Genomic DNA, 22,963 nt, shown 5'->3' on the forward strand with positions numbered 1-22,963 from the left:
AACGAGTCATGGACTTCGGGATCTCCACGTTCGTGACCGACGACGGCATCCGGCCCGACGTGCTGGGCGAGGCACTGGAGGAGCGCGGCTTCGACTCGCTCTTCATCGCCGAGCACTCGCACATCCCGGCGAGCCGCGAGACGCCGTACCCGGGCGGCGGTGACTTGCCGCGGGTCTACTACCGCTCGCTCGACCCGTTCGTGGCGTTGACCGCGGCCGCCGCGCGCACCTCGGACCTGGTGCTCGGCACCGGCATCGCCCTGCTGATCCAGCGCGGCGTGATCCACACCGCGAAGGAGGTCGCCTCGCTCGACCTGATCTCGCGCGGGCGGGTCGCGTTCGGCGTGGGCGTGGGGTGGAACCGCGAGGAGATGGCCAACCACGGCACCGACCCGGCCACCCGCGGCGCGCTGATGGACGAGCAGATCGAGGCGCTCAAGGCCATCTGGACCACCGAGCAGGCCGAATACCACGGCAAGCACGTCGACTTCGACCCGATCTTCTCCTGGCCGAAGCCGGTGCAGCAGCCGCACGTGCCGGTCTACATCGGCGGCGAGAGCCCGGCCGCGCTGCGCCGGCTCGCCAAGCACGGCGACGCCTGGCTGCCGCGCTCGTCCACCCCGGCCGACGAGATCCGGCGCGTCCGCGACTGGCTGGCCGAGCAGGGCCGAGACAACGTGCCGTTCACCGTGTTCGGCGGCGCCGCGGACGGGGACGTGGTCAAGCGGTTCGCCGAGGCCGGCGTGGAGCGCTACACGTTCATGCTGCCCACGATGCCCGAGGCCGAGACGCTCACCGCGCTCGACGACCTCGCCCGGCTGGCGGCGGGACACCGGTGAACCGTGGTTCGATGAGCGTATGAGGTTCGGGATCTTCAGTTTCGTGACCGATGAGGGCGTCCGCCCCGACGTGCTCGCCCGCGGCGTCGAGGAGCGCGGGTTCGATTCGCTGTTCGTCGGGGAGCACTCGCACATCCCGGCGGACCGGCAGTCGCCCTACCCGGCCGGGGGCGAGTTGCCGGCGTTCTACTACCGGATGTACGACCCGTTCGTGGCGCTCACCGCGGCCGCCTCGGTGACCACGACGCTGCTGCTGGGCCTCGGCGTCACCCTGCTCGCGCAGCGCGACCCGATCCAGACCGCGAAGGAGGTCGCCTCGCTCGACCACTACTCCGGCGGGCGGGTGCTCTTCGGCGTGGGCGCGGGCTGGAACCTCGAGGAGATGCGGGACCACGGCACCGACCCGGACACCCGCGGCCGGCTGCTCGACGAGCGGCTGAACGCGATGAAGGCGTTGTGGACCAACGAAGAGGCCACCTTCCACGGCGAGTTCACGAATTTCGACCGCGCCGTGACGTGGCCCAAGCCGGTGCAGGAGCCGCACCCGCCGATCTACGTCGGCGGCAACAGCCGGTTCGCGGCGCGGCGCGCGGGCCGGCACGGCGGGGTGTGGATGCCGAACTCGGTGGTGGTGCCCGAGGCCGTGGCGCCGATGATGGCGCTGCGGGACGAGGTCGCGCCGGGCACTCCGGTGTCGATGTTCGCGGTGGGCAGCAAGGACCGCACGCTGCTGGACGCCTACGTGGCGGCGGGCGTCGAGCGGATCACGCTCCTGCTCGGTACGCATCCGGAGGCGAAGACCCTGGACCGGCTGGACAATCTGGCCAAGATCGTCGAAGAGTATCGGTGAAGGAGCGGAAAACGCGTGAGTGACGTGCAAATCGGCCTGGCGGCGGCGCTGGAGCAGTTCTCGCCGCGAGAGTCGATCCGGTTGGCGAAGGCCGCGGAGGAGCGGGGCTTCTCCGGGCAGATGGCGGCGGACCACTTCCAGCCGTGGGTCCCGCAGCAGGGCGAGGCCTCGTTCGTGTGGAGCGTGCTGGCTTCGCTGGCCGAGAACACGACGGGTGACCTCGGACCGGGCGTGACCTGCCCGTCGTTCCGGCTGCACCCGGCGATGGTCGCGCAGGCCGCGGCGACGCTGGAGGCGACCTACCCGGGCCGGACCTGGCTGGGCATCGGGTCGGGCGAGGCGCTCAACGAGCACATCATCGGCGGCTACTGGCCGGAGGCGCCCGAGCGCGTGCGGCGGATGTTCGAGGCGCTGGAGGTGATCCGGAAGCTGTTCACCGGCAAGGACGTCAAGCACAACGGCGAGTTCTTCAAGCTGCACAGCACGCGGCTGTGGACGCTGCCGGACACGCCGCCGCCGGTGTACATCGCCTCCGCGGGCCCGTACACCTCGCGCAAGACCGGTGAGCTGGCCGACGGCCTGATCACGCCGGGCGCGTCGATCGAGAAGCTGGCCGGGATCGTGGAGAACTTCGAGGCCGGCGCCAAGAAGGCGGGCAAGAACCCGGACGAGATGCCGAAGCTGCTGCAGGTGCACCTGTCCTGGGCCGAGGACGACGAGACGGCGTGGGCCAACGCGCTGGACCAGTGGCCCAACGGCGGGATGAAGTTCCCGAAGGCCGACGTGCGCTCGCCGTTCGACTTCCAGCAGATGGCGAAGCTGGTGCGCCGCGAGGACTTCGAGGGCCGCATGGTCGTCTCGTCCGACCTGGACGTGCACCGCGCCGCGCTGCAGAAGTACGTGGACGCGGGCTTCAACCGGATCTACATCCACAACGTGGGCCGCAACCAAGACGCGTTCCTCGACGCTTTCGGCAAGGAAGTTCTGCCGAAGCTCAACGCCTGAGCTTGAACGAAAGGGGCCCGCGGTGCGCCGCGGGCCCCTTTCACTTGTCCAGCAGCAGGTGGACGGACAGCTCCAGCCGGTTCGCGACGTCGGCCGCCGACGCCCGGCGCGTCACCCAGGCCACCAGGTTCGCCATCCAGACGTCGGCGACCACGTGGAAGATGTCGCGGTCGGCGTCGGTCGGCTCGTCGATGCCCATGGCCTGGGCGAACATCTCCTCCATCTGCCGGCCGACCAGCTCGACCTCGGCGGCCGCGGAGGTGTCGGCGAACATGAACGCGCGCACCATCGCCTCGGTCAGGTGCGGGTCGCGCTGCATCAGCCGGGTGTTGCGGCCCAGCACGAACATCAGCCGCTCCGCGGGGGTCTCACCCGGGATCGCGGCGCGCTCCATCTTCTCCTGGGCCCGCTCGAACTGCCGGGCCAGGCCGGAGACGAGCAGGTGGATCTTCGACGGGAAGTAGCGGTACAGCGTGCCCAGCGCGACGTCGGCCTTCTCGGCCACGGCCCGCATCTGGACGGCGTCGTAGCCGCCCTTCGACGCGAGCGCGAGGGTCGCGTCGATGATGCGGCGGCGCCGGTCGCGCTGTGCCGCGGACCCGAGCTCGTCGCCGATCGCGCCGAGCCCGTTGGAGCGCGCCTTCGCCGCCGGAGCCTTCGCCTTGCCCGGCATCGGTTTCTCCTCCACGTCCGGAACCCGTTCCAGTTCTGGTCTGAGCGTACCTCCCCTGGCGAAGCGTTCAACCGGTGACCCACTGGCCGAAAAACTGTAACACGTTCTACACTCGCCAGTAGTCCCGTACCCGCGAGGAGGGCCGATGCCGGTCGCACTCACCGAGGAACAGGCCGCGCTGGCCGCGGCGATCCATGACTGGGCCGCGGCCCACGACCCGGTCGCGGCGGTCCGCGCCGCGGAAGGCGGCGGCGCGTCGCTGCCGGAAGGCTTTGCCGCGCTGGGCTTGTTCGGCGTCGCGCTGCCCGCTTCGGCCGGGGGCGCGGACGGGACCGTCGCGGACCTCGCGGCCGGGCTCGCCGCGGCGGCCGAGGCGCTGGTGCCGGGGCCGGTGCTCGGCACGGCGCTGGGCGCGTTGCTGCTCGCGGACCACCCGCGTGCCAAGGAATTGGTGCCCGCGCTGGCCGAAGGCACGGAACGGATTGCCGTCGGGCTGGCGGGCAGCTCGCTGGTGCCCGGCGCGGACGCGGCGTCGTGGCTGCTGCTGCCCGGACCGGACGGCCACGTGCTGCTGCCGCCGGGTTCTGCTGAGGTGGAACCGTTGGCGCCATTGGACTTCTCGGCCCCGCTGGCCCGGGTGCGGTATTCGCCTTCGTCGGCCGACGGCGGGATCGGCGGGGTCGAGGAGATGGCCGCGACGCTCGCCGTCGCCGAGGCAGCGGGCGTCGCGCGGTGGTGCCTCACCACGGCGGTCGAGTACGCGAAGGTGCGCGAGCAGTTCGGTCACCCGATCGGGTCATTCCAGGCGGTCAAGCACCTGTGCGCGGAGATGCTGTGCCGCGCCGAGTCCGCGGAGGCGCTGGCCTGGGACGCGGCCAGCGCGGCCGGCGGTCCGGAACACGCGCTGGCGGCGGCGAGCGCGGCCGCGGTGGCGCTCGACGCGGCCGTCGAGAACGCGAAGGACTGCGTCCAGGTGCTGGGCGGCATCGGGTTCACCTGGGAGCACGCTGCGCACCTGTACCTGCGGCGCGCGCTGGCGTTGCGGCACTGGCTGGGTGGCTCGGCCCGCTGGCGGCGGCTCGCGGCGGACCTGACGCTGGCGGGGGCGCGGCGGACGTTGGCCGTCGACGTCGGCACGGACCCGTCACAGACTCGCGAGGCCATGGAAATCGCCGCGCTGCCAGGCGAAGAGCAACGGGTCGCGCTGGCCGACGCCGGCCTGCTCGCCCCGCACTGGCCCGCGCCCCACGGCCGTGGCGCGGACGCGGCCGAACAGCTGCGGATCGACGCGGCGCTGGCGTCGGCGGGCGTACGGCGGCCCGATCTGGTCATCGGCGCGTGGGCGATCCCGACGATCCTCGACCACGGCACCGAAGAACAGCGCGACCGCTTCGCCGGCCCGACCCTGCGTGGCGAGCTGACCTGGTGCCAGCTGTTCAGCGAACCCGGCGCGGGCTCCGACCTGGCCGCCCTGCGCACCACTGCCCGCCGCGCCGACGGCGGCTGGCGCCTGACCGGCCAGAAGGTCTGGACCTCGCTGGCGCACGAGGCCGACTGGGCCATCTGCCTGGCCCGGACCGACCAGGAAGTGCCGAAACACAAGGGAATCACGTACTTCCTGGTCGACATGCGCGCGCCCGGCATCACCACCCGCCCGCTGCGCGAGATCACCGGCGAGAGCGTGTTCAACGAGGTCTTCCTGGACGAGGTCTTCGTCCCGGACGCGGACGTGGTCGGCGAGCCGGGCGCGGGCTGGCGGCTGGCCCGCACGACCCTGGCGAACGAGCGGGTGGCCATCGGCAGCGGCTCGGCGGTGGGGGAGGGGGTCGAGAATCTCGTTGCCACGCTGAACGGTTCGGACGCTTCCGGTGCCGCGGGCCTGGGCGAGGCCGCGCGGGAACGGCTGGGCGCCTTGGTGGGCGAGGGCAGCGCGTGCTCGGTGCTGGACCTGCGGGCCACCCTCCGGCGGCTGGACGGACGGAGCCCCGGCGCGGAGTCGGGCGTCCGCAAGCTGCTCGGCGTCCGGCATCGGCAGGAGGTCGCGGAGTTCGCGCTGGACCTGATGGGCCCGTCGGCGTTGGAGGCCGGGGGTGAGGTGCCGCACGAGTTCCTCATGACCCGCTGCCTGTCCATCGCGGGCGGCACGACTCAGATCCTCCGCACCGCGGCCGCGGAACGGCTCCTCGGCCTGCCCCGCTGAGCAGCGCCGGTGGCGGGCACGACCCCGGGCCGCCGGAAATCTTGACCGGTCGCGGCCAGGTCCCCCGCGCCGCGAGGGGGACTTTCGCACCTCCGGTTGCGCCGTTTGTCGTACCCCTGGCCTACGGTGCTGGTCGTGGAGTACGGCACGCACACCCAGGCCACCTACGTCCCGTCGGATCCGCCGCGGGACGGGGTGCTGGCGCTCTGGGGAGACGAGGTCGCGGGAGACACCGCGATCGAGCTGGTGCTGCCCTCGGGCGGGAAGTTCGCGCGCACCAAGGTTTCCGCCCGTCTGGTGCCGCTCGCGCAGGCCATCCCGCGGCTGCTCGTGGTGCCGGACGACGCCGGCCCGGCGCTCACCGCGTGGTCGGCGGCCGTCAACGCCGGGGTGAACCTGGTGGCGCGCGGGCGGCTGCGGCCCGCCGTCACGCCGGGCGGCGTCGGATCGTGGCGGGTCGGGCCGCTCGACGCCGCGGACGAGGCGCTGTTGCGGGACCTGGCCGCCGCGCTGCCGCCGGAGGCCCACGCGCTGCCGTTGTCCGGCGTCAAGCGGATCCGCCTGCACTCGCCGGAGTCGCTGGTCCGCGCGCTCTGGGACGCGGCGGCCGACGTCCTCGTGCGCAGCCCCGCGGCCACCGTCGGGGCGGGCGGCCCGGCCTTCGCCGAGCCGGAGCCCACCCTGATCGGCCCGGACGGCGCAGCCTGGCTCACCGAGCTGGAGACCCGCCGCCCGCACGGCGTCCAGCTGATCCTGCGCATCGAGGCGCGCGAGGGCGGCGACGAGCCGGAGTTCGCGGGGGTGCTGGCCGTTCGGTCCACTGTGGAGCCGAGCCTGGTCGTCGAGGCCGCGACGCTCTGGGACGCACCGGAAGCCGTGCTGCACCGGCTCGGCGACCAGGTCGAGACCCAGCTGCTGCTCGGGCTGCGCCGCGGCGCGCGGGCGTGGGCGCCGCTGGGCCGGGTGCTGTCCGAGCCGGCGCCCACCGAGCTGGCGCTGACCGACGACGAGGTGGTCGGCCTGCTCACCGACGGCACCCGTGAGCTGGGCGGCGCCGGCATCGAGGTGCTGTGGCCGAAGGACCTGTTCGCCGGTGAGCTGAAGGCGAAGGCGAGCGCCACCCAGGCCCCGGCGAGCGAGGGCGGCCCGGCCTTCCCGTTGAACGGCCTGCTGAAGTTCCGCTGGCGGCTGAGCCTCGGCGGGTCGGAGCTGACCGACGAGGAGGTCGCGGCGCTGGCCGAGGCCAAGCGGCCACTGGTGCGCCTGCGCGGCCAGTGGGTGAAGCTCGATCCGTTCCTGCTGGCCCGGATGCGCGCCCGCCGGTCGCGCAAGCTGACCGGCGCCGAAGCATTGGCCGCCGCGCTCACCGGCGAGCTGGAGCTGGACGGCGAGACGGTCGAGTTCGCGGCCCAGCCCGCGCTGGCCGGGCTGGTGGAACGGCTGCGCGAGCGTGAGCCCGAGCCGGTCGCGTCCCCGCCGGGGCTGACCGCGACCCTGCGCCCGTACCAGCTGGCCGGCCTCGGCTGGCTGGCCACGATGACCGGGCTCGGCCTGGGCGCCTGCCTGGCCGACGACATGGGGCTGGGCAAGACCGTGCAGCTGATCGCGCTGCACCTGCATCGCCGCCCGCTCGGCGCCGGGCCGACGCTGGTGCTTTGCCCGACGTCGCTGCTGGGCAACTGGGAGCGCGAGTTCGCGAAGTTCGCGCCGGGCGTGCCGGTGCGGCGGTTCCACGGCGGCGGGCGGCATCTCGACGGGCTGGCGGCCGACGAGGTGGTGCTGGCCACGTACGGCGTGCTGCGCCGTGATCGCGAGTCACTGTCCGAAGTGGAGTGGGGGCTGGTCGCCGCGGACGAGGCCCAGCACGTGAAGAACCCGTTGTCCGCCACGGCGAAAGAGCTGCGGAAGGTGCCGGCGGCCGCGCGCGTGGCGTTGACCGGCACCCCGGTGGAGAACCGGCTGACCGAGCTGTGGTCCCTTGTGGACTGGACGACGCCGGGCCTGCTCGGCTCGCTGGAGCGGTTCCGCCGCACCGTCGCGCGGCCGATCGAGCGCGACCGCGATCCGGCGGCCACCGAGCGGCTGGCCACCACCGTGCGGCCGTTCCTGTTGCGGCGCCGCAAAACCGACCCGGACATTGCGCCGGAGCTGCCGCGCAAGACCGAGACCGACCGGTTCGTCCCGCTGACCGCGGAGCAGACCACCCTGTACGAGGCCGTGGTGCGGGAGAACCTGGCGCAGATCCGGGAGTCCCAGGGCGTGCAGCGGCGGGGGCAGGTGCTCAAGCTGCTCACCGAGCTGAAGCAGATCTGCAATCACCCGGCGCAGTTCCTCAAGGAGAGCGGCGGCGTGCTGACCGGGCGCTCGGGCAAGCTCGCCGCGTTCGAGGAGCTGCTCGAGGTGATCCTCGACGAGGGCGACAGCGTGCTGGTGTTCAGCCAGTACGTGCAGCTCTGCCGCCTGCTCGAACGGCGGCTGGCCGAGCGTGGGCTGCCGACGGAGCTGTTGTCCGGCGAGGTCGGGCCGAAGCGGCGCGACGAGATGGTGGCGCGGTTCCAGGCCGGCGAGGTGCCGGTGTTTCTGTTGTCGCTCAAGGCGGGCGGCGTCGGGCTCAACCTGACGCGGGCCACGCACGTGATCCACTACGACCGCTGGTGGAACCCGGCCGTCGAGGACCAGGCGACCGACCGCGCGTACCGGATCGGCCAGGACCGGCCCGTGCAGGTCCACCGGCTGATCGCCGAGGGCACGCTGGAGGAGCGGATCGCCGCCGTGCTGGAGACCAAGCGCGGGCTGGCCGACGCCGTGGTCGGAGCGGGAGAGGACTGGATCACCGAGCTGTCGGACGACCAGATCGCCGACCTCGTCCGGCTCGGGGCCGGCTGATGCCGCCGCGGCGGACGTTCGGCAACACCTGGTGGGGCCGGGCCTGGGTGGAGGCGCTGGAGCACCGCGCGAGTCTCGACCCGAACCGCCTGCCGCGCGGCCGCACGTACGCGCGGAAGGACACAGTCAGCGGGCTGAGCATCGGTGCGGGGGAGGTGACGGCGCGGGTGCGGGGGAGCCTTCCGCAGCCGTACCGGGTGAAGATCCGGATGCGCGAGTTCACGCCGCAGGCGTGGGAGACGCTGCTGGACGTCGCCGGCCGCCGCCTCGGCCACACCGCGGCGCTGCTCGACGGCGAGCTGCCCGAGGAGCTGGCCGCCCAGTCCCGCGAGGCGGGCGCCGACCTCCTGCCCGGCCCCGGCGACCTGCGGCCGCGCTGCTCGTGCCCGGACCCGGCGAACCCGTGCAAGCACGTCGCCGCCGTCTACTACCTGGTAGCCGACGAGGTGGACGCCGACCCGTTTGTGCTGTTCAAGCTCCGCGGCCGCCCCCGCGACGAGGTATTGGCCGACCTGCGCGCCCGCCGGGCCCCGTCCGCGCGCGCCGGGTCCGGGTCCGTGCGCCCGCCCGACCCGGGCCTGACCCCGCGCCGCGCCTACTCCCGCCGCGTCACCGCCCCGCCCGCACTGCCGCCGGTGCCCGCCGAACCGGGCCCGCCCGCCGTCCTGGACCTCGACCCGCCCCCGAGCACGGGCTGGACGACCGGCGCGCTGGGCACCTTGGCCGCCGACGCCGCGTCACTGGCCCGCGAACTGCTGGCCGGCACCGGCGCCGTGGACTTGACTTTCGAGGAAGACCTGGCCCGCCGCGCCGCCCGCCCAGCCGCCCGCCCAGCCGCCGACGTGCCGGCACTGGCCTCCGCGGCCGGCGTCTCGGTAAGTGACTTGGCCGCATGGGCCCACGCCTGGCGCGAAGCGGGCCGCCCCGGCCTGTCCGCCCTGCGCGACACCTGGACCCCAGCCGCGGCCGCCCTCGCCGCCGCCCGCGCCGACCTGGCCGAGGCGGGCCAGCCGGACCCGGTGAAGACCTGGCGCAACCGCGTGACGCAAGGCTCCCTGCAACTCCGCTACGGCCGCGATCACCGCTGGTACCGATTCCTCCGCACCGGCCCGTCCTGGTCCTTGGACGGCCCACCCGCCGCCCGGCCGTTGGACTTGGCCTACCCGCCGGGCGAGCCGGAATGAAGCTGCCTTGGCCACTGCAGATCGAAGCGCCGCCGCACCCCGCTCCGGCTCGGCACCCGTCGAGCCCGGCGCTCGCCGGGTGAGTCGCCGTGGCACCGCGGATCGGAGCGCGCGTCCCCGATCCTCGCGGGGCAAAGCGCGGCGCCGCGGTCAGTTTCCCGGATTGCCCCGCAGCTCCACGCAACACTCGCCAGGCCCAGGCGGCACCAACACCGCCTCGACGTTCGGCACATGCAGACCAGTCACGATCCCGGTCAGAAAGGCCTGTGTCACCCCGCAAACGAGGTCCGGCGCCTTCGCCGCCAGCGGGTGGAACGGGCAGTTGCGCAAGCGCACACGGGTCGGCGACTCGCGGCTGGGTTCGAAGCCGTGGCGGGACAGGACGGTTTCGGTGAGGGTGAGGCCGCGTTCGGTGCTCAGGCGGCCCGGGCGGGAGCCGGTGCGTTCGGCGGTGCCGAGGTCCTCGCCCTGGGTGGCGGCGACGCGCACCGTGGCCTGCCGGGCGGTTTCGCCTTCGCGTTCGGTGACGACGGCGTCGAGGAGGATGTCGGCGAGCAGGGCGGGGCGGCGGGGCGGGATGGTGACCGTGAAGTCGGTGCCGGCCAGCTCGTAGACCTTCGGCGTGCGGCCGACCCGGCGGACGCCGCCGACCGCCTCGTAGCGGGCGCGCAGCAGGCCGGCGGCCACCAGCTTGTCCAGGTGGAACGCGGCGAGCTTGCGGGAGATGCCGACCGACGCGGCGGCCTCGTCGCGCGTGACGGGGCGCCGCGCGGAGCGGATGAAGCCGTACATGCCGCGGCGCAGGTCTTCTTCCAGCGCCGCCACGGCCTTGATCGCCGGGACGGCGGGCTCAGTCGTCACCCCTCCACGATAACGCCCAACAACATGTCCACAAGTGGCCGCTCCCACATCTGAGCTGGTCATCTTGACCACGTCACCGAATAAGACCAAGATTCATGTGCGAAAGACCGAGGGAATCGAGGACCATCCATGCGCTCCGGCTCCGCTCTCCACGTGGTCCACGAACCCGATCACGGCATCGACCTCGACGCCGCCGAGCGCGCGGCGGGCGACTTCCTGCGGGCGCTCGGCGTCAGCCTCGAGTCGGAGAGCCTGCGGGGCACGCCCGAGCGCATGGCCCGCGCGTACGCGGAGATGTTCACCCCGCGCCCGTTCGACCTCACCACCTTCCCCAACGACGAGGGGTACGACGAGCTGGTGCTGGCCAGGGACATCCCGGTGCGGTCGGTGTGCGAGCACCACCTGCTGCCGTTCACCGGCGTCGCGCACGTGGGCTACCTGCCGGGCGAGCGGATCCTCGGCCTTTCGAAGCTGGCGCGCGTGGTCGAGCACTTCGCCTGCCGGCCGCAGGTGCAGGAACGGCTGACCAAGCAGGTCGCCGGCTGGCTTTCGGACCAGCTCGGCCCGAAGGGCGTCGGCGTGGTGATCGAGGCCGAGCATTCGTGCATGACCCTGCGCGGCGTCCAGGCCATTGGGTCCAGCACCGTCACCTCGGCGCTGCTGGGCACACTGCGGGAGGACGCGCGCTCCCGTTCGGAATTCTTCGCGCTTACCGGCGTCAACAAGTAACGCGCTACTCGCCGGCGGCGGCCCACGCCCGATAGGTGTGGTCCAAGAACCGCTCCACCCCGCGGACCACGTGGGCGCTGCGGATCGAGGGGAACACGTCGAACGCGTGCTGCGCGCCGGCCAGCTCGGCGTACGCCACCGGCTGCTGGGACTTCGAGCGCAGGCGGTCGACGAACTCGCGCGCCTCCTGCACCGGCACCAGCGAATCGTGCTTGCCGTGGATCACGAAAAACGGCGGGGCCTCCTCGGACACCCGGTCCAGCGGCGAGGCGGCGATGTAGTCGTCGAGGTAGTTCACCGGGTCGCGGTCGGCCGCGAAGACCCGGCCCGCGAGCAGGCTTTCCAGCCGGTACTTGCTTTCCTCCGCGCCGCTGGTGGCGGCGATGTCGTACACGCCGTAGTGCGGCACACACGCCTGCACACTCGTGTCCGCTTCGGTGAAGCCCGGCTGCAGTGCGGGGTCGTTCTGGCTCAGCGCGAGCAGCGCCGCGAGGTGCCCGCCGGCCGAACCGCCGGTCACGGCGACGAAATTCGGATCCCCGCCGTAGGACGCGATGTTCTCCCGGATCCAGGCCAGCGACCGTTTCGCCGCGACGATGTGGGCCGGCCACCGGCTCGCCGGCGCCAGCGGGTAGTTGATCGCCACGCACACCCAGCCGCGGCGCGCGAGGTGGCGCATCAGGGGCTGGCCCTGCTCGTCCTTGTTGCCGATCGTCCACGCGCCGCCGTGCACCTGGAGCAGCACGGGCGCGCCGGTCACCGGCTCGCGCGGGCGGAAGACGTCCAGCAGGAAGCGTTTGCCACCCGGTGCATACGGGATGTTCCGCTCGCGCACGACCTCCGGGTCACGGCCGCGGAACGGCAGCGCCAGCTGCCCCCACGGCGTCGCGAGGTCGCGCGGGCTCGGCGGGTGCTCCAGCCGTGAGCTGTAGTCCGGGCCGAGCGCCTCGGTCAACGCCATCTCGACCTCGCCGCGGGCCTTCTGCGCGGTGACGATCAGCCGGCCGAGCCCGGCGGCGGAAAGCGCGGCGAGCGCCAGCCCGGCGCGGTCGCCCCGCGTGCGCAGGCCGCGGCGGGCGAGGTGCTGCGCGGTGTCGGCGAGGGTGAGCCCGAGCAGGTGCGGCGCCAGCTCGTCGGTCAGCCACGCGCCGAAGAACACCGGGATCGAGGTGGAACGGCGGCGCGGCGGGCGCAGCGCCAGCGCGGTGAGGCCGAGCTGCATCGCCCGGCGGGTCACGAAGTTCGGCTTCACCACACCGATGCTACCGCCGCGATCCACCCCCGGACGCGTTCTGGCTTACCCTGGCGACATGCAGAGATTGAGCGGGCTGGACGCGAGTTTCCTCTACCTGGAGACGCCTTCGCAGGTCCTGCACGTCTGCGGCCTGCTCGTCCTGGACGGCTCCACGATCCCCGGCGGCTACTCGTTCGAGGAGGTCAAGCGGCGGCTGGCCGAGCGCGTCGCGCTGATCCCGGCATTCCGCCGCAAACTCCACAATCCACTCTGGAACCTGAGCCATCCGGTGTGGGTCGAGGACGAGGATTTCGACCTCGACAACCACGTGCACCGCATCGGCGTCCCGTCGCCGGGGGACGATCGCGAGCTGGCCGAGCTGTGCGCGCACATCGCGGGCCAGCGACTGGATCGCGCGTACCCGCTGTGGCAGCTCTACGTGATCGAAGGCCTGTCGAACGGCCAGGTCGCGGTGCTGCTCAAGATGCACCACGCCAGTGTGGACGGCGTCGGCGGCGCGAGCCTGATCACCTACCTGGCCGGGCTGGAGCCCGACGCGCCGCTGCCCGAGGTCCCGCGCGAGGAGCAGAACAGCGGCCTGCCCACCCGTGTCGACCTGGTGCGCGAGAGCGTGGAGTCGGTGATCCGGCGCCCGTTCGAAATGGTGCGGCTGCTGCCCGAGCTGGTGGAGCTGGTGCCGCGCTGGGTCGGGAAAGCGTTGCGCGGCAAGGGAATGCCCGTTCCGTTCACCGCGCCCCGGACCTCGCTCAACGGCACCATCACCGGCCACCGCTCGGTCGCGTTCGCGCAGGTCGAGCTGAAAGACGTCAAGCAGGTGAAAAACGCGTTCGGCGTCACGGTGAACGACGTGGTGCTGGCGCTCGTTTCCGGCGCGCTGCGGCAGTTCCTGCTCGGCCGCGGCGAACTGCCGGAGGACCCGCTGGTGGCGACCGTCCCGGTGTCGGTGCACGAGCGCACCGAGCGGGACCACGGCAGCAACAAGGTGTCCGCGTTCTTCGCCTCGCTGCCCACGCACCTGGGCGACCCGGCGGCGCGGGTGTTCTTCCTGGCCGAGGCGAACCGGCTGTCCAAGGACCACCACTACGACATCGACGCCGACATGCTCGCCGACTGGGCCCAGTTCTCCCCGGCGACGGCGTTCGGCCTCGGCGTGCGCGCCTACTCGTCGCTGCGGCTGGCGGAGCGCCATCCGGTGGTGCACAACCTGATCATCTCCAACGTGCCCGGCCCGCCGGTGCCGCTGTACCTGCTCGGCGCGCGCGTCACCGGCCTGTACCCGCTCGGCCCGGTCTTCCACGGCGCCGGCCTGAACATCACGGTCCTGTCCAACGACGGCAAGATCGGCGTCGGCCTGATCGGCGCCAAGGAACTCGTGAAAGACCTGTGGCCGCTGGCCGAAGCCCTGCCGGAGGCGTTGGACGAGCTGCTCAAGGCGGCGCCGCAAAGCTCGTGAGTGTTTATGACGGTTAGAACCGTCATAAACACTCACGAGTCCCTGCCGCGTGCACTGCCGTGCAGGCTGCCATCACCGCGGGCACGAACTGGTTCGCCGCCAGCACGCACGCGGTGTGCCCGGCCGGGATCTCGTACGTCGCCGCGCCTGGGATGCGGCGGGCGAGTGAGCGCTGGTGCGCGGGCGCGATGAAGCCGTCGCGAGTCGTGACGACTACCGAAGTCGGGAGGCGCAGGGTGTGCAGCCACGGTGACGAGTCGAACCGGCCGATCTCGTCCAGCGCCACGGCGATCGCCCACGGGCTGGTGGAACGGAATTCCTCGAGTGCCCACCGGTGGTCTTCCAGGCGCGCGAGCCGTTCCCGGCGCGGCTCTCCCGGCACCAGGCCGATCCGCGCCTGGTCGCGCATCAGGTGCAGGGTGCGGCCGAACAGGTCGAGCGCGACGCGCTGGCGGATGCCGCGGCGGAAGTTGCTCGCGGTGGAGCACAGCACCAGCCCGCTCACGCGTTCACGTTCCTGGTAGGCCACGATCTGCCCGACCATGCCGCCCATCGAGTAGCCCGCGATCATGAAGCGGTTGATGCCCAGCGCGTCGGCCACCGCCACCACGTCGCCGGCGCAGTCCTCCAGCTTGAATTCCTGCGAACGGATCCCCTGGCCGTGCCAGCGCTGGTCGAAGACCACCACGCGGTACCGCGCCGAGAGCCGCTCCAGCACCGGGTACCAGGTGAGCAGCCCGGTACAGGCGACCGAGTGCAGCAGGATGATCGCGGGCGCGTGCCGCGGGCCGACGTCCACCACCACGGTCTGCCCGCGCCCGGGCAGCGAGAGCGGCTGGGGGTCCGGCACACCGGCCGTGGGCGGGATCGTCGCGAGCCGCCGGGTGGCCTGCCAGCCGACGTCACCCAGCGCGTCTTTGAGAACCTGTTCCGCACCCACGTCGACTCGGCGCCCCTCTTCGTTCGACGGCGTCTTCCGCTTCTGTGTACCCGGTTGCCGAGGCTTCCGGGGGTTGCCGATCCGCCCCGTTCCGGTTAAGACTAGAACGTGTTCCAGTTAGTTCCGGCATCCGGAGGGAGGCCCGGCGTGGACTTCACCCCTGACGATACGCAGGCGGAGATCACCGCGCTGACCGCGCGTGTGCTCACCAAGGCCGACGAGCCGGCCGCGCAGTGGCGGGCGATGGCGGACGCGGGCCTGCTCGCGCTCGCGCTGCCCGCGGACCTCGACGGCGACGGTTTGGGCGTCGCCGAGGTCGCGCAGGTGCTCACGGAGGTCGGCCGCGCTGCCGCCGCCGTGCCCGCGTACGCCGCGCTCGCGTTGGGCGTGCTGCCGGTCGAGACGCTCGGCAGTCCGCGTCAGCGCGCAGCGCTTCTGCCTCCCGTCGCGACGGGGGAGGCCCTGCTCACGGCGGCGATGCACGAGCCTTCCGCGCCGCTGACCGCCGTGCCCGGCACCGTCGCCGAAGCCGTCGACGGCGAGTGGCAGCTGAGCGGCGTGAAGGTCGGCGTGCCGTCGGCCGCCGAGTCCGCCCGGATCCTCACGCCGGTCGCGATGCCCGGCGGTACGGCCGTGGCGCTGGTCGACCCGCGGGCCGACGGCGTCGAGCTGGCCGGCGGCCGCAGCTCGACCGGCGCGCCCGAGTACACCCTCCGCCTCGACCACGTGCGGATCACCGACGACGATCTGCTCCGCGACCGCACGCCCGGGCACGCTGTCGCGACGCTGCACCGGTTCGCCCTCGCCGGCGCGCTGGCCCTCGGTGACGGCCTGCTGGCCGGGGCGCTCGCGCTGACTTCGCGGTACGTCGGGGAACGGGTGCAGTTCGGCCGTCCACTCGCCACCTTCCAGGCCGTGGCCGGGCAGATCGCCGACGTTTACGTCGCCTCCCGGACCGTCCACCTCGCGGCGACGTCCGCGGTGTGGCGCCTGGCCGCGGGCCTCGACGCGGACACCGAACTCGAGATCGCCGCCTACTGGCTGACCGAGCAGGCGCCGTCGGCCCTGGCCACCTGTCATCACCTGCACGGCGGCGTCGGCGTCGACGAGACGTATCCGCTGCACCGGTATTCCTCGGCGGTGAAGGACCTGGCCCGGGCCGTCGGGGGCGCGGCGCACCGGCTCACGCGACTGGGCGAACGGGTGGCGGGATGAACATCGAACTGACGGCCGCGCAACAGGCGTTGCGCGCGGAACTGCGGACCTACTTCGCGACCCTCGTGTTGCCGGAGGAGCGCCGCGCGATGCTGCGCGAGCGGCACGGCACCGTCTACCGGGAGATCGTCCGGCGGATGGGCCGGGACGGGCGGCTCGGCGTCGGCTGGCCGAAGGAGTACGGCGGCCAGGGCTTCGGCGAGATCGAGCAGCACATCTTCGTCGACGAGGCCTCGCGCGCCGATGTCCAGCTTCCATCCGTGACGTTGCAGACGGTCGGGCCGACGTTGCAGGCCTTCGGCACCGACGAGCAGAAGGCGTTTTTCCTGCCGAAGATCCTTGCCGGCGAAATCCACTTCGCCATCGGCTACACCGAGCCGGACGCGGGCACCGACCTGGCGTCGTTGCGGACCGCCGCGGTGCGCGAAGGCGACGAATACCTCGTCAACGGCCAGAAGATCTTCACCACGGGTGGCCACGACGCGGACTACGTGTGGCTCGCCGTGCGCACCGCGCCGGACGCGCCGAAGCACAAGGGCATCTCGATCCTGATCATGGACACGCGCGACCCCGGCTACTCCTGGACGCCGATCATCACCTGCGACGGCGCGCACCACGTGAACGCGACCTACTACAGCGACGTGCGCGTGCCCGCGGAAATGCTGGTGGGCAAGGAAAACGAGGGCTGGCGGCTGATCACCACCCAGCTCAACCACGAGCGCGTGATGCTCGGCCCGGCCGGTCGAGTCGGCGGCCTGCACGACCGCGTGTGGGCGTGGGCGGCCGCGCGCCGCACCCCGGACGGCGTCCCGCTGCTCGATCTGCCCGACGTGCGCGCGGTGCTCGCCGAGACCTTCGCGGTGGCCCGCGTGAACGAGCTGCTCAACTGGCAGGTGGCGGTTTCCGCGTCGGCGGGGCCGGTCGCGGTGGCCGACGCTTCGGCCACCAAGGTGTTCTCCTCCGAGCGGATCCAGCGGATCGGGCGGCTGCTGGACGAGATCGTGGGACGGCACGGCGATCCCGCCGACGCGGAGACCGCGGACCTCGCCGAGTGGCTGGACGTGCTGGCGAAACGGAACCTGGTGCTGACGTTCGGCGGGGGCGTCAGCGAGATCCAGCGTGAGCTGATCGCCTCCGCCGGACTGGGACTGCCGAGGGTGCCGCGATGACGATCGAGGAAGCCGCCGCGAAAATCGCCGCACAGGGGGAATGCGCGCCCCGATACGCGCGCGACCCGGTCAACCAGGCGATGGTGAACAACTGGGTCGAGGCGATCGGCGACGCCAATCCCGTTTACACCGACGAGGAGTTCGCCGCGTCGAGCGTCCACAAGGGACTGGTCGCCCCGCCCGCGATGGCGCAGGTGTGGACGATGGCCGGCCTGCACGGCGGCCGCGCCGAGGACGACCCGATGGGCGCGATCATGGCCGTGCTCGACGACGCCGGGTTCACCTCCGTGGTGGCGACGAACTCCGAGCAGACCTACCACCGGTACCTGCGGCCGGGGGAGCGGCTCGCGGCCACCACGATCCTCGAGGACGTCACCGGCCCGAAGCGCACCGGCCTCGGCGAAGGCTGGTTCGTCACGACCCGGACGAACTGGTACGTCGGCGAGGAACTGGTGGCCGACATGGTGTTCCGGGTGCTGAAGTTCCGGCCACCGGCGGCTGAGGCTCCGGCGGCGCCGGTGCTGCGGCCGGTGATCAGCCGCGACACGGCGTTCTTCTGGGAGGGCCTGAAAGCGGGCGAGCTGCGCATCCAGCGCTGGGGCACGACGCTGCGGCACCCGCCGGGCCCGATGCCGCCGGACGGTTCACTCGACGCGGTCCCGGACTACGTCGTGGCCAGCGGCCGCGGCACGGTGTACAGCTACGTCGTCCACCATCACCCGGCGGTGCCGGGCAAGCGGCTGCCGTTTGTGGTGGCGCTGGTGGAGCTGGAGGAGGGCGTGCGCGTGATGGCCGAGCTGCTGGACGCCGCGCCCGAGGAGGTCCACATCGGACTCCCGGTGACCGCCGCATTCGTCCGCGTGGACGACGACCTGACCTTGCCTGCCTGGAAGGTGGCGCGATGACGGATTCAACGCAGCCGGACTTTTCGGTGGGTGCGCAACTGCCGCCGTTGACAATCGAGGCGACGCCGACGTTTGTGGTCAGCACAGCGCTCGCCACCCGTGACTTCCAGGACGTGCACCACAACCGCGACGCCGCCGTCGCCCGCGGTTCGAAGGACATCTTCCTCAACATCCTCACTGACACTGGCCTGGTGCAGCGGTTCGTGGGCGACTGGGCCGGGCCCGAGGCGCTGGTGCGCTCGATCAAGATCCGGCTGGGCGTGCCGTGTTACGCCTACGAGACCCTGACCTTCACCGGGCGCGTGGTCTCCCGTGACGGCGCCGACGTCGAGCTGGCCGTGTCCGCTGTGGACAGTCTCGGCGAGCACGTCACGGGCACGGTTTCGCTGACCCTGCCGGGAGGTGCCTCGTGACGCTCTCACGCAAGACGGCCATCGCCGGGATCGGCGCGACGGAGTTCTCCAAGGAGTCCGGGCGCAGCGAGCTGCGGCTGGCCGCGGAGTGCGTGTCCCACGCACTGGCGGACGCGGGCCTGAAACCGTCCGATGTGGACGGTCTGGTGTCGTTCACCATGGACGGCACCGCGGAGATCGCGCTGGCACGGGAGCTGGGCATCCCGGAGCTGTCGTTCTTCAGCCGGATCCATTACGGCGGCGGGGCGGCGGCCGCGACGGTGCAGCAGGCCGCGCTGGCGGTGGCGAGCGGCGTCGCGGACGTCGTGGTGGCGTACCGGGCGTTCAACGAGCGCTCGGAGCAGCGGTTCGGGCAGGTGTCCTCCGCGGCGGCCGGGCAGGTGAACTCCTCCGGCGTCGACAACGCGTTCCACTATCCGATGGGCATTGCCACCCCGGCGGCGACGGTGGCCATGGTCGCCCGCCGCTACATGCACGAGTTCGGCGCGACGAGCGAGGACTTCGGGCGGATCGCCGTCCTCGACCGCGCGCACGCGGCCACCAACCCGGACGCCTGGTTCCACGGCCGGCCGATCACGCTGGAAGAACACCAGGCGTCGCGCTGGGTCGCCGAGCCGCTGCACCTGCTGGACTGCTGCCAGGAGAGCGACGGCGGCGTCGCGCTGGTCGTCACCTCGCTGGAACGGGCGCGCGACCTGCGCTGCCCGCCCGCCGTCGTCGCGGCCGCGGCCCAGGGCAGCGGGCCGGACCAGTACGTGATGACCAGCTACTACCGCGACGACCTCGCGGGCCTGCCCGAAATGGGCGTGGTCGGGCGGCAGCTGTGGGCGCAGTCCGGCCTGGGACCGTCCGATGTGGACGTCGCGGTGCTGTACGACCACTTCACCCCGTACGTGCTGATGCAGCTGGAGGAACTCGGTTTCTGCCCGCGCGGCGAGGCCCCGGGCTTCATCGCCGGCGACACCCTTTCCCTCGGCGGCGCGCTGCCGCTGAACCCGCACGGCGGCCAGCTCGGCGAGGCCTACATCCACGGTATGAACGGCATTGCCGAGGCTGTCCGCCAGGTCCGCGGCGCGGCCGTGAACCAGGTGGCCGGCGCGTCCTCGGTGGTGGTCACCGCGGGCACCGGCGTCCCGACCAGTGGGCTGGTCTTGACGAGTGACTGAGCGTCACCCATACCCCGGCCCGGTACGGCCCCGGTGTGGGCACCGGTAACTCTTGTGGGGCAACGGCTTCACCCCTCTGCTGGCTGGCGCCGGCCGGACCCGGATGTCACGGTTGAATCCCGTCCGGCAACGCGGAGTGAGGCTACGCATGACTCTGGCGGTGGTGGTGGCCTGGCTGCTCACCGCGGTCTTCGCGGTGCTCGTGCTGCCGTGTGTCCGGCGCCTGGTCCGGCTCGACTACGTGCACCTCGGCCCCGCCGTCCGCAACGGCGACCTGGCCGAGCTGCTGCTCGTGGTCGCCATGATCGCGATGGCGTCGCCCGTCGGCGCTCCGATCCCCGCGGCCGGCTGGCAGGCGATCCTCGTCCTCACCACCGGCTGGTTCGCCTTCGCCTGGTGGCGTTCTCGCGCCGAAGCCGGTGACGTTTCGAGGCCTCATGCCGCGGGCTGCGGCCATCACGCGCTTTCCGCGGCGGCGATGCTCTACCTGGTCACCGCGATGCCGCACGCCGACATGACCCACGGCCCCTGGCTCACCATGTCCACCGGCACCGGGCTGGCCCTGCCGGTCCTCGCGATCCTGGGCGCGGTCTACTTCGCGGCCGACGCCGTGCGGTCGGGTTTCCTGGCCGTCCGCACACGCGGCCGGTACTCGCCGGGTTTCACGTCGCGGACCGTCTGCCGCGCGGTGATGGGTGCGGGTATGGGGTACATGCTGCTCGCCGCGCTGTGACGGCGGGTATCAGCTTTTGAGTTCAGCCCAGCCGCCGGACTTCACCGTCCGGTGGCGGTGATCCCAAGGCAGGCAGTTCGGTCGCCGGATGACCGGCGACCCACTCGCGTGCCGCGGCCACGTCGAGGGCCAGCGCCTCGACCAGGGCTTCCCCCGACGTGTACTTCTGCTGCTCGCGCAGGTGCCGGCCGAGCCAGACGGTGAGCGTCTCGCCGTAGAGATCGTCCGCGAAGTCCAGCAGGTGGGCCTCGACGAGCCGGTAGCCGTCCGCGCCGTAGTACGTCGGGCGGCGGCCGACTGAGACCGCCGCGGCCACGAAAGTCCCGTTCGCACGCTCGACCCAGCCGGCCCACACGCCGTCGCCGACCTGGCCGCTCTGGTCGCGCAGGGCGATGTTCGCCGTGGGGAACCCGAGTTCGCGGCCGCGCTTGTCACCCGGCTCGACCGGGCCGCGTACCACGAAGAAGGTGCCGTCGTGCTCGTCCGACATCCGCCGTCCTTCTCGTGTGCGAGGTTTCAGTTCCGCTCACGGTATCCCCGGACGCGGTGCTCAGCGTGGCACGAGCACTGTGTCGGACAGCACAGGCGCGTCGTCCCGCTCGGGCGCGGTGGTGGTGACCAGCAGCCGGCCGTCCTCACGCCACACCCGCGTCCGCAGGCGCTCACCAGGGAAAACGACGCCGGCGAACTTCGTGCTGAACGACGCGACCTGCGCCGGGTCCCCGTCCAGGAACGCGTCGATCAGCGACTTCGCCACCACGCCGTACGTGCAGAGGCCGTGCAGGATCGGCCGGTCGAAGCCGGCCGCGCGGGCGAACGCGGGATCGGCGTGCAGCGGGTTCCGGTCGCCGCACAGCCGGTACAAAAGCGCCTGCTGCGGCAGCGTCGGCGTCTCCACCACGGCGTCGGGCTCGCGGTCCGGCCAGGCGATCCGGTCGGACGGCCCCCGCTCGCCGCCGAACCCGCCCTCGCCGCGCGCGAAGATGCTCGACCGGGCTGTCCACAGTGGATCCCCGTCCGCGGCGGCCACCTCGGTCTGCTGCACCAGCACGGCGGCCTTGCCCTTGTCGAACACGTCCACGATGCGGGTGCGCGCCACGGCCTTGCCCTCGGCCGGGATCGGCCGGTGCAGCTCGATCTCCTGCTTGCCGTGCAGCACCTTGGCGAGGTCGATGTCCACGCCGGGGAACTTCAGCTTCGGCGGCTCGAAGGTGCGCAGATTCGCCGCGACGGTGGCGAACGTCGGGATCACCCGCAGGTCGTCCTCGTAGGTGTAGCGCAGCTCCCGCTCGTCGACCGGGTCCGCGCCCGCGCCGAGGCCCAGGTGGTACAGCAGCACGTCGGACGGCGTCCAGCCGAACGTCAGCTCGCCGAGGTCGGCGCCGACGGCCAGCGCGGGGTCGATGGGCACGGGCTCTCCCTACTCGTAGCTGACGGAAACCTCGTCGGTCAACGGTACCGACTGGCAGGCCAGCACGATCCCGTCGGCGATGTCCTCGGCGTCCAGTACCTCGTTGTTCAGCATCTTCACCTCACCGGCGACGAGCCGGCACGCGCACGCGCTGCATTGGCCCTCGCGGCACGAATACGGCGCGTCGAAACCCTCGGCGAGCAGGTGGTCGAGCAGCTTCCGCTGCCGCGGCCACGCGACCTGCCGCGTCTCGCCGTCGAGGTCGACGGTCAGCTGGGTGGTGCCCGCATCGACGGCTTCGGGCTCCGGTGCGCTCGCTTCGAACGGATTTCCGGTCAGCGACTGGAACTTCTCGACGTGCACCCGGTCGCGCGGCACGTTCAGCTCGGTCAGCGCGGTCTTCGCCGCCGCCATGAACGGCGCCGGACCGCAGAGGAACGCCTCATGCGCGGCGTACGGACGCACCAGCTCCCGCAACTGTCCGGGCCGCGGCAAGCCTTGCAGGCTTTCCAGCCAGTGCAGCACCACGAGCCGTTCCGGATGGCGCGCGCCCAGCTCGGCCAGCGCCCGCGCGAAGATCACCGACTTCTCGTCCCGGTTCGCGTACACCAGCACAACGCGCCCGCGGCCGCGTTCCAGCGCCGACTTGAGGATCGAGATCACCGGCGTGATCCCGCTGCCCGCGGCGAACAACAGGAAGTCCCCCTCCAGCGACGCTGGGCAGAACACCCCGGACGGCGCCAGCACCTCGATGGCCGACCCGGCCCGCAGCTCGTCGCACACCCAGTTCGAGCCGTACCCGCCGTCCGTGCGCTTCACGGTCACCTGCACCCGGCCCTCGTGCGGCGCGCTCGACAGCGAGTAGCACCGCGCGACCGATCCCGTGCGGTCACTGGGAATCCGCAGGGTCAGGAACTGGCCGGGCTGGTACGCGAACGCGCCGGTGTGCTCGGCCGGCACCTCGAACACGATCGACCGCGCGTCTTCGGTCTCCTGCACCACCTCGGCGACGGTCAGCGTGACGGCCTCGCTCATGACCCACCACCGGGAGCGACGCCGTTGGCCGCCTGGGCCGG

Annotated in this window: 21 protein-coding genes; 14 read left to right on the plus strand and 7 right to left on the minus strand. The window is 72.3% G+C overall.

All coding sequences use genetic code 11. The annotated features are described in order from the left end of the window. The first annotated feature begins 8 nt into the window (after positions 1–8). From OG371_RS29830 to OG371_RS29840, 3 genes are read left to right on the plus strand one after another with little or no spacing between them, the layout of a single operon-like run. Positions 9–839: an LLM class F420-dependent oxidoreductase gene (locus tag OG371_RS29830; RefSeq protein ID WP_329058687.1), complete on the plus strand. Its 831-nt coding sequence runs from the start codon at positions 9–11 to the stop codon at positions 837–839. A gap of 19 nt (positions 840–858) precedes the next feature. Next, positions 859–1,689, plus strand: a complete 831-nt coding sequence (locus OG371_RS29835; protein WP_329058688.1) for an LLM class F420-dependent oxidoreductase — start codon at positions 859–861, stop codon at positions 1,687–1,689. Between the two features lie 15 nt (positions 1,690–1,704). Then, positions 1,705–2,694, plus strand: coding sequence for a TIGR03557 family F420-dependent LLM class oxidoreductase (locus OG371_RS29840; protein WP_329058690.1), 990 nt, complete (start codon positions 1,705–1,707; stop codon positions 2,692–2,694). A gap of 40 nt (positions 2,695–2,734) precedes the next feature. Here the strand turns inward: OG371_RS29840 and kstR are convergent, their stop codons facing one another. Further along, a complete protein-coding gene (gene kstR, locus OG371_RS29845) occupies positions 2,735–3,367 on the minus strand; it encodes a cholesterol catabolism transcriptional regulator KstR (protein WP_329058691.1) in 633 nt (210 codons plus the stop codon). A 145-nt stretch (positions 3,368–3,512) separates the two neighbouring features. Here kstR and OG371_RS29850 point away from each other — a divergent pair, with 145 nt between their 5' ends. From OG371_RS29850 to OG371_RS29860, 3 genes are all read left to right on the plus strand, one after another. After that, positions 3,513–5,567 carry an acyl-CoA dehydrogenase family protein gene (locus OG371_RS29850; protein WP_329058693.1) on the plus strand — a complete coding sequence of 685 codons (2,055 nt, stop codon included), beginning with the start codon at positions 3,513–3,515 and terminating at the stop codon, positions 5,565–5,567. Positions 5,568–5,693: 126 nt separating this feature from the next. After that, positions 5,694–8,453, plus strand: a complete 2,760-nt coding sequence (locus OG371_RS29855; protein ID WP_329058694.1) for a DEAD/DEAH box helicase — start codon at positions 5,694–5,696, stop codon at positions 8,451–8,453. Beyond that, complete coding sequence (locus tag OG371_RS29860; RefSeq protein ID WP_329058695.1) at positions 8,453–9,637, plus strand: SWIM zinc finger family protein; 1,185 nt, start codon at positions 8,453–8,455, stop codon at positions 9,635–9,637. The genes OG371_RS29855 and OG371_RS29860 overlap by 1 nt, the downstream gene beginning before the upstream one ends. Before the next feature lie 150 nt (positions 9,638–9,787). On the opposite strand, the gene OG371_RS29865 is transcribed toward OG371_RS29860, so the two are convergent. Beyond that, on the minus strand, positions 9,788–10,429 hold the full coding sequence (locus OG371_RS29865) for a helix-turn-helix transcriptional regulator (RefSeq protein WP_329073302.1): 642 nt from the start codon (positions 10,427–10,429) through the stop codon (positions 9,788–9,790). A gap of 198 nt (positions 10,430–10,627) precedes the next feature. Between OG371_RS29865 and folE the strand changes: the two genes are divergently transcribed. Continuing rightward, the gene (folE, locus tag OG371_RS29870) at positions 10,628–11,227 is read left to right on the plus strand and encodes a GTP cyclohydrolase I FolE (RefSeq protein ID WP_329058696.1); all 600 of its coding nucleotides are present in this window, start codon (positions 10,628–10,630) and stop codon (positions 11,225–11,227) included. Between the two features lie 4 nt (positions 11,228–11,231). Here folE and OG371_RS29875 read toward each other — a convergent pair whose 3' ends face one another. Continuing rightward, on the minus strand, positions 11,232–12,479 hold the full coding sequence (locus tag OG371_RS29875) for an alpha/beta hydrolase (RefSeq protein ID WP_329058697.1): 1,248 nt from the start codon (positions 12,477–12,479) through the stop codon (positions 11,232–11,234). Between the two features lie 58 nt (positions 12,480–12,537). Here OG371_RS29875 and OG371_RS29880 point away from each other — a divergent pair, with 58 nt between their 5' ends. Beyond that, the gene (locus tag OG371_RS29880) at positions 12,538–13,935 is read left to right on the plus strand and encodes a WS/DGAT/MGAT family O-acyltransferase (RefSeq protein ID WP_329058698.1); all 1,398 of its coding nucleotides are present in this window, start codon (positions 12,538–12,540) and stop codon (positions 13,933–13,935) included. A 22-nt stretch (positions 13,936–13,957) separates the two neighbouring features. Here OG371_RS29880 and OG371_RS29885 read toward each other — a convergent pair whose 3' ends face one another. Then, a complete protein-coding gene (locus OG371_RS29885; protein WP_329058700.1) occupies positions 13,958–14,875 on the minus strand; it encodes an alpha/beta fold hydrolase in 918 nt (305 codons plus the stop codon). Between the two features lie 147 nt (positions 14,876–15,022). On the opposite strand from OG371_RS29885, the gene OG371_RS29890 reads away from it, so the two are divergent. The 6 genes from OG371_RS29890 (at position 15,023) to OG371_RS29915 (ending at position 20,476) form a co-directional block, all read left to right on the plus strand. Further along, positions 15,023–16,090 carry an acyl-CoA dehydrogenase family protein gene (locus OG371_RS29890; RefSeq protein ID WP_329058701.1) on the plus strand — a complete coding sequence of 356 codons (1,068 nt, stop codon included), beginning with the start codon at positions 15,023–15,025 and terminating at the stop codon, positions 16,088–16,090. Then, positions 16,087–17,259 carry an acyl-CoA dehydrogenase family protein gene (locus OG371_RS29895; RefSeq protein ID WP_329058703.1) on the plus strand — a complete coding sequence of 391 codons (1,173 nt, stop codon included), beginning with the start codon at positions 16,087–16,089 and terminating at the stop codon, positions 17,257–17,259. Before OG371_RS29890 ends, OG371_RS29895 begins: the two co-directional genes overlap by 4 nt. Then, positions 17,256–18,164: a bifunctional MaoC family dehydratase N-terminal/OB-fold nucleic acid binding domain-containing protein gene (locus OG371_RS29900; RefSeq protein WP_329058705.1), complete on the plus strand. Its 909-nt coding sequence runs from the start codon at positions 17,256–17,258 to the stop codon at positions 18,162–18,164. Before OG371_RS29895 ends, OG371_RS29900 begins: the two co-directional genes overlap by 4 nt. Next, positions 18,161–18,577 carry a MaoC family dehydratase gene (locus OG371_RS29905; protein WP_329058707.1) on the plus strand — a complete coding sequence of 139 codons (417 nt, stop codon included), beginning with the start codon at positions 18,161–18,163 and terminating at the stop codon, positions 18,575–18,577. Before OG371_RS29900 ends, OG371_RS29905 begins: the two co-directional genes overlap by 4 nt. Continuing rightward, a complete protein-coding gene (locus OG371_RS29910) occupies positions 18,574–19,743 on the plus strand; it encodes a lipid-transfer protein (protein WP_329058709.1) in 1,170 nt (389 codons plus the stop codon). Before OG371_RS29905 ends, OG371_RS29910 begins: the two co-directional genes overlap by 4 nt. A gap of 148 nt (positions 19,744–19,891) precedes the next feature. Further along, on the plus strand, positions 19,892–20,476 hold the full coding sequence (locus OG371_RS29915) for a DUF5134 domain-containing protein (protein ID WP_329058710.1): 585 nt from the start codon (positions 19,892–19,894) through the stop codon (positions 20,474–20,476). Positions 20,477–20,498: 22 nt separating this feature from the next. On the opposite strand, the gene OG371_RS29920 is transcribed toward OG371_RS29915, so the two are convergent. The 3 genes from OG371_RS29920 to OG371_RS29930 are packed head-to-tail and all read right to left on the minus strand — an operon-like array spanning position 20,499 to position 22,922. Then, the gene (locus OG371_RS29920) at positions 20,499–20,966 is read right to left on the minus strand and encodes a riboflavin kinase (protein ID WP_329058711.1); all 468 of its coding nucleotides are present in this window, start codon (positions 20,964–20,966) and stop codon (positions 20,499–20,501) included. 60 nt (positions 20,967–21,026) lie between these two features. Beyond that, positions 21,027–21,887: a MaoC/PaaZ C-terminal domain-containing protein gene (locus tag OG371_RS29925; RefSeq protein WP_329058712.1), complete on the minus strand. Its 861-nt coding sequence runs from the start codon at positions 21,885–21,887 to the stop codon at positions 21,027–21,029. Positions 21,888–21,896: 9 nt separating this feature from the next. Then, positions 21,897–22,922 (minus strand): ferredoxin--NADP reductase, encoded by a 1,026-nt coding sequence (locus OG371_RS29930; protein WP_329058713.1) that lies wholly within the window; start codon positions 22,920–22,922, stop codon positions 21,897–21,899. Between the last annotated feature and the right edge of the window lie 41 nt (positions 22,923–22,963).

It is taken from the genome of Amycolatopsis sp. NBC_01480, assembly GCF_036227205.1.
Lineage (GTDB): Bacteria > Actinomycetota > Actinomycetes > Mycobacteriales > Pseudonocardiaceae > Amycolatopsis.

Coding starts and splice junctions, on each gene's coding strand:
- OG371_RS29930 (WP_329058713.1), bottom strand. CDS start 22,922: ATGAGCGAGGCCGTCACGCTGACCGTCGCCGAGGTGGTGCAGGAGACC.
- OG371_RS29915 (WP_329058710.1), top strand. CDS start 19,892: ATGACTCTGGCGGTGGTGGTGGCCTGGCTGCTCACCGCGGTCTTCGCG.
- OG371_RS29900 (WP_329058705.1), top strand. CDS start 17,256: ATGACGATCGAGGAAGCCGCCGCGAAAATCGCCGCACAGGGGGAATGC.
- OG371_RS29860 (WP_329058695.1), top strand. CDS start 8,453: ATGCCGCCGCGGCGGACGTTCGGCAACACCTGGTGGGGCCGGGCCTGG.
- OG371_RS29835 (WP_329058688.1), top strand. CDS start 859: ATGAGGTTCGGGATCTTCAGTTTCGTGACCGATGAGGGCGTCCGCCCC.
- OG371_RS29865 (WP_329073302.1), bottom strand. CDS start 10,429: ATGTACGGCTTCATCCGCTCCGCGCGGCGCCCCGTCACGCGCGACGAG.
- kstR (WP_329058691.1), bottom strand. CDS start 3,367: ATGCCGGGCAAGGCGAAGGCTCCGGCGGCGAAGGCGCGCTCCAACGGG.
- OG371_RS29920 (WP_329058711.1), bottom strand. CDS start 20,966: ATGTCGGACGAGCACGACGGCACCTTCTTCGTGGTACGCGGCCCGGTC.
- folE (WP_329058696.1), top strand. CDS start 10,628: ATGCGCTCCGGCTCCGCTCTCCACGTGGTCCACGAACCCGATCACGGC.
- OG371_RS29895 (WP_329058703.1), top strand. CDS start 16,087: ATGAACATCGAACTGACGGCCGCGCAACAGGCGTTGCGCGCGGAACTG.
- OG371_RS29850 (WP_329058693.1), top strand. CDS start 3,513: ATGCCGGTCGCACTCACCGAGGAACAGGCCGCGCTGGCCGCGGCGATC.
- OG371_RS29830 (WP_329058687.1), top strand. CDS start 9: ATGGACTTCGGGATCTCCACGTTCGTGACCGACGACGGCATCCGGCCC.
- OG371_RS29880 (WP_329058698.1), top strand. CDS start 12,538: ATGCAGAGATTGAGCGGGCTGGACGCGAGTTTCCTCTACCTGGAGACG.
- OG371_RS29905 (WP_329058707.1), top strand. CDS start 18,161: ATGACGGATTCAACGCAGCCGGACTTTTCGGTGGGTGCGCAACTGCCG.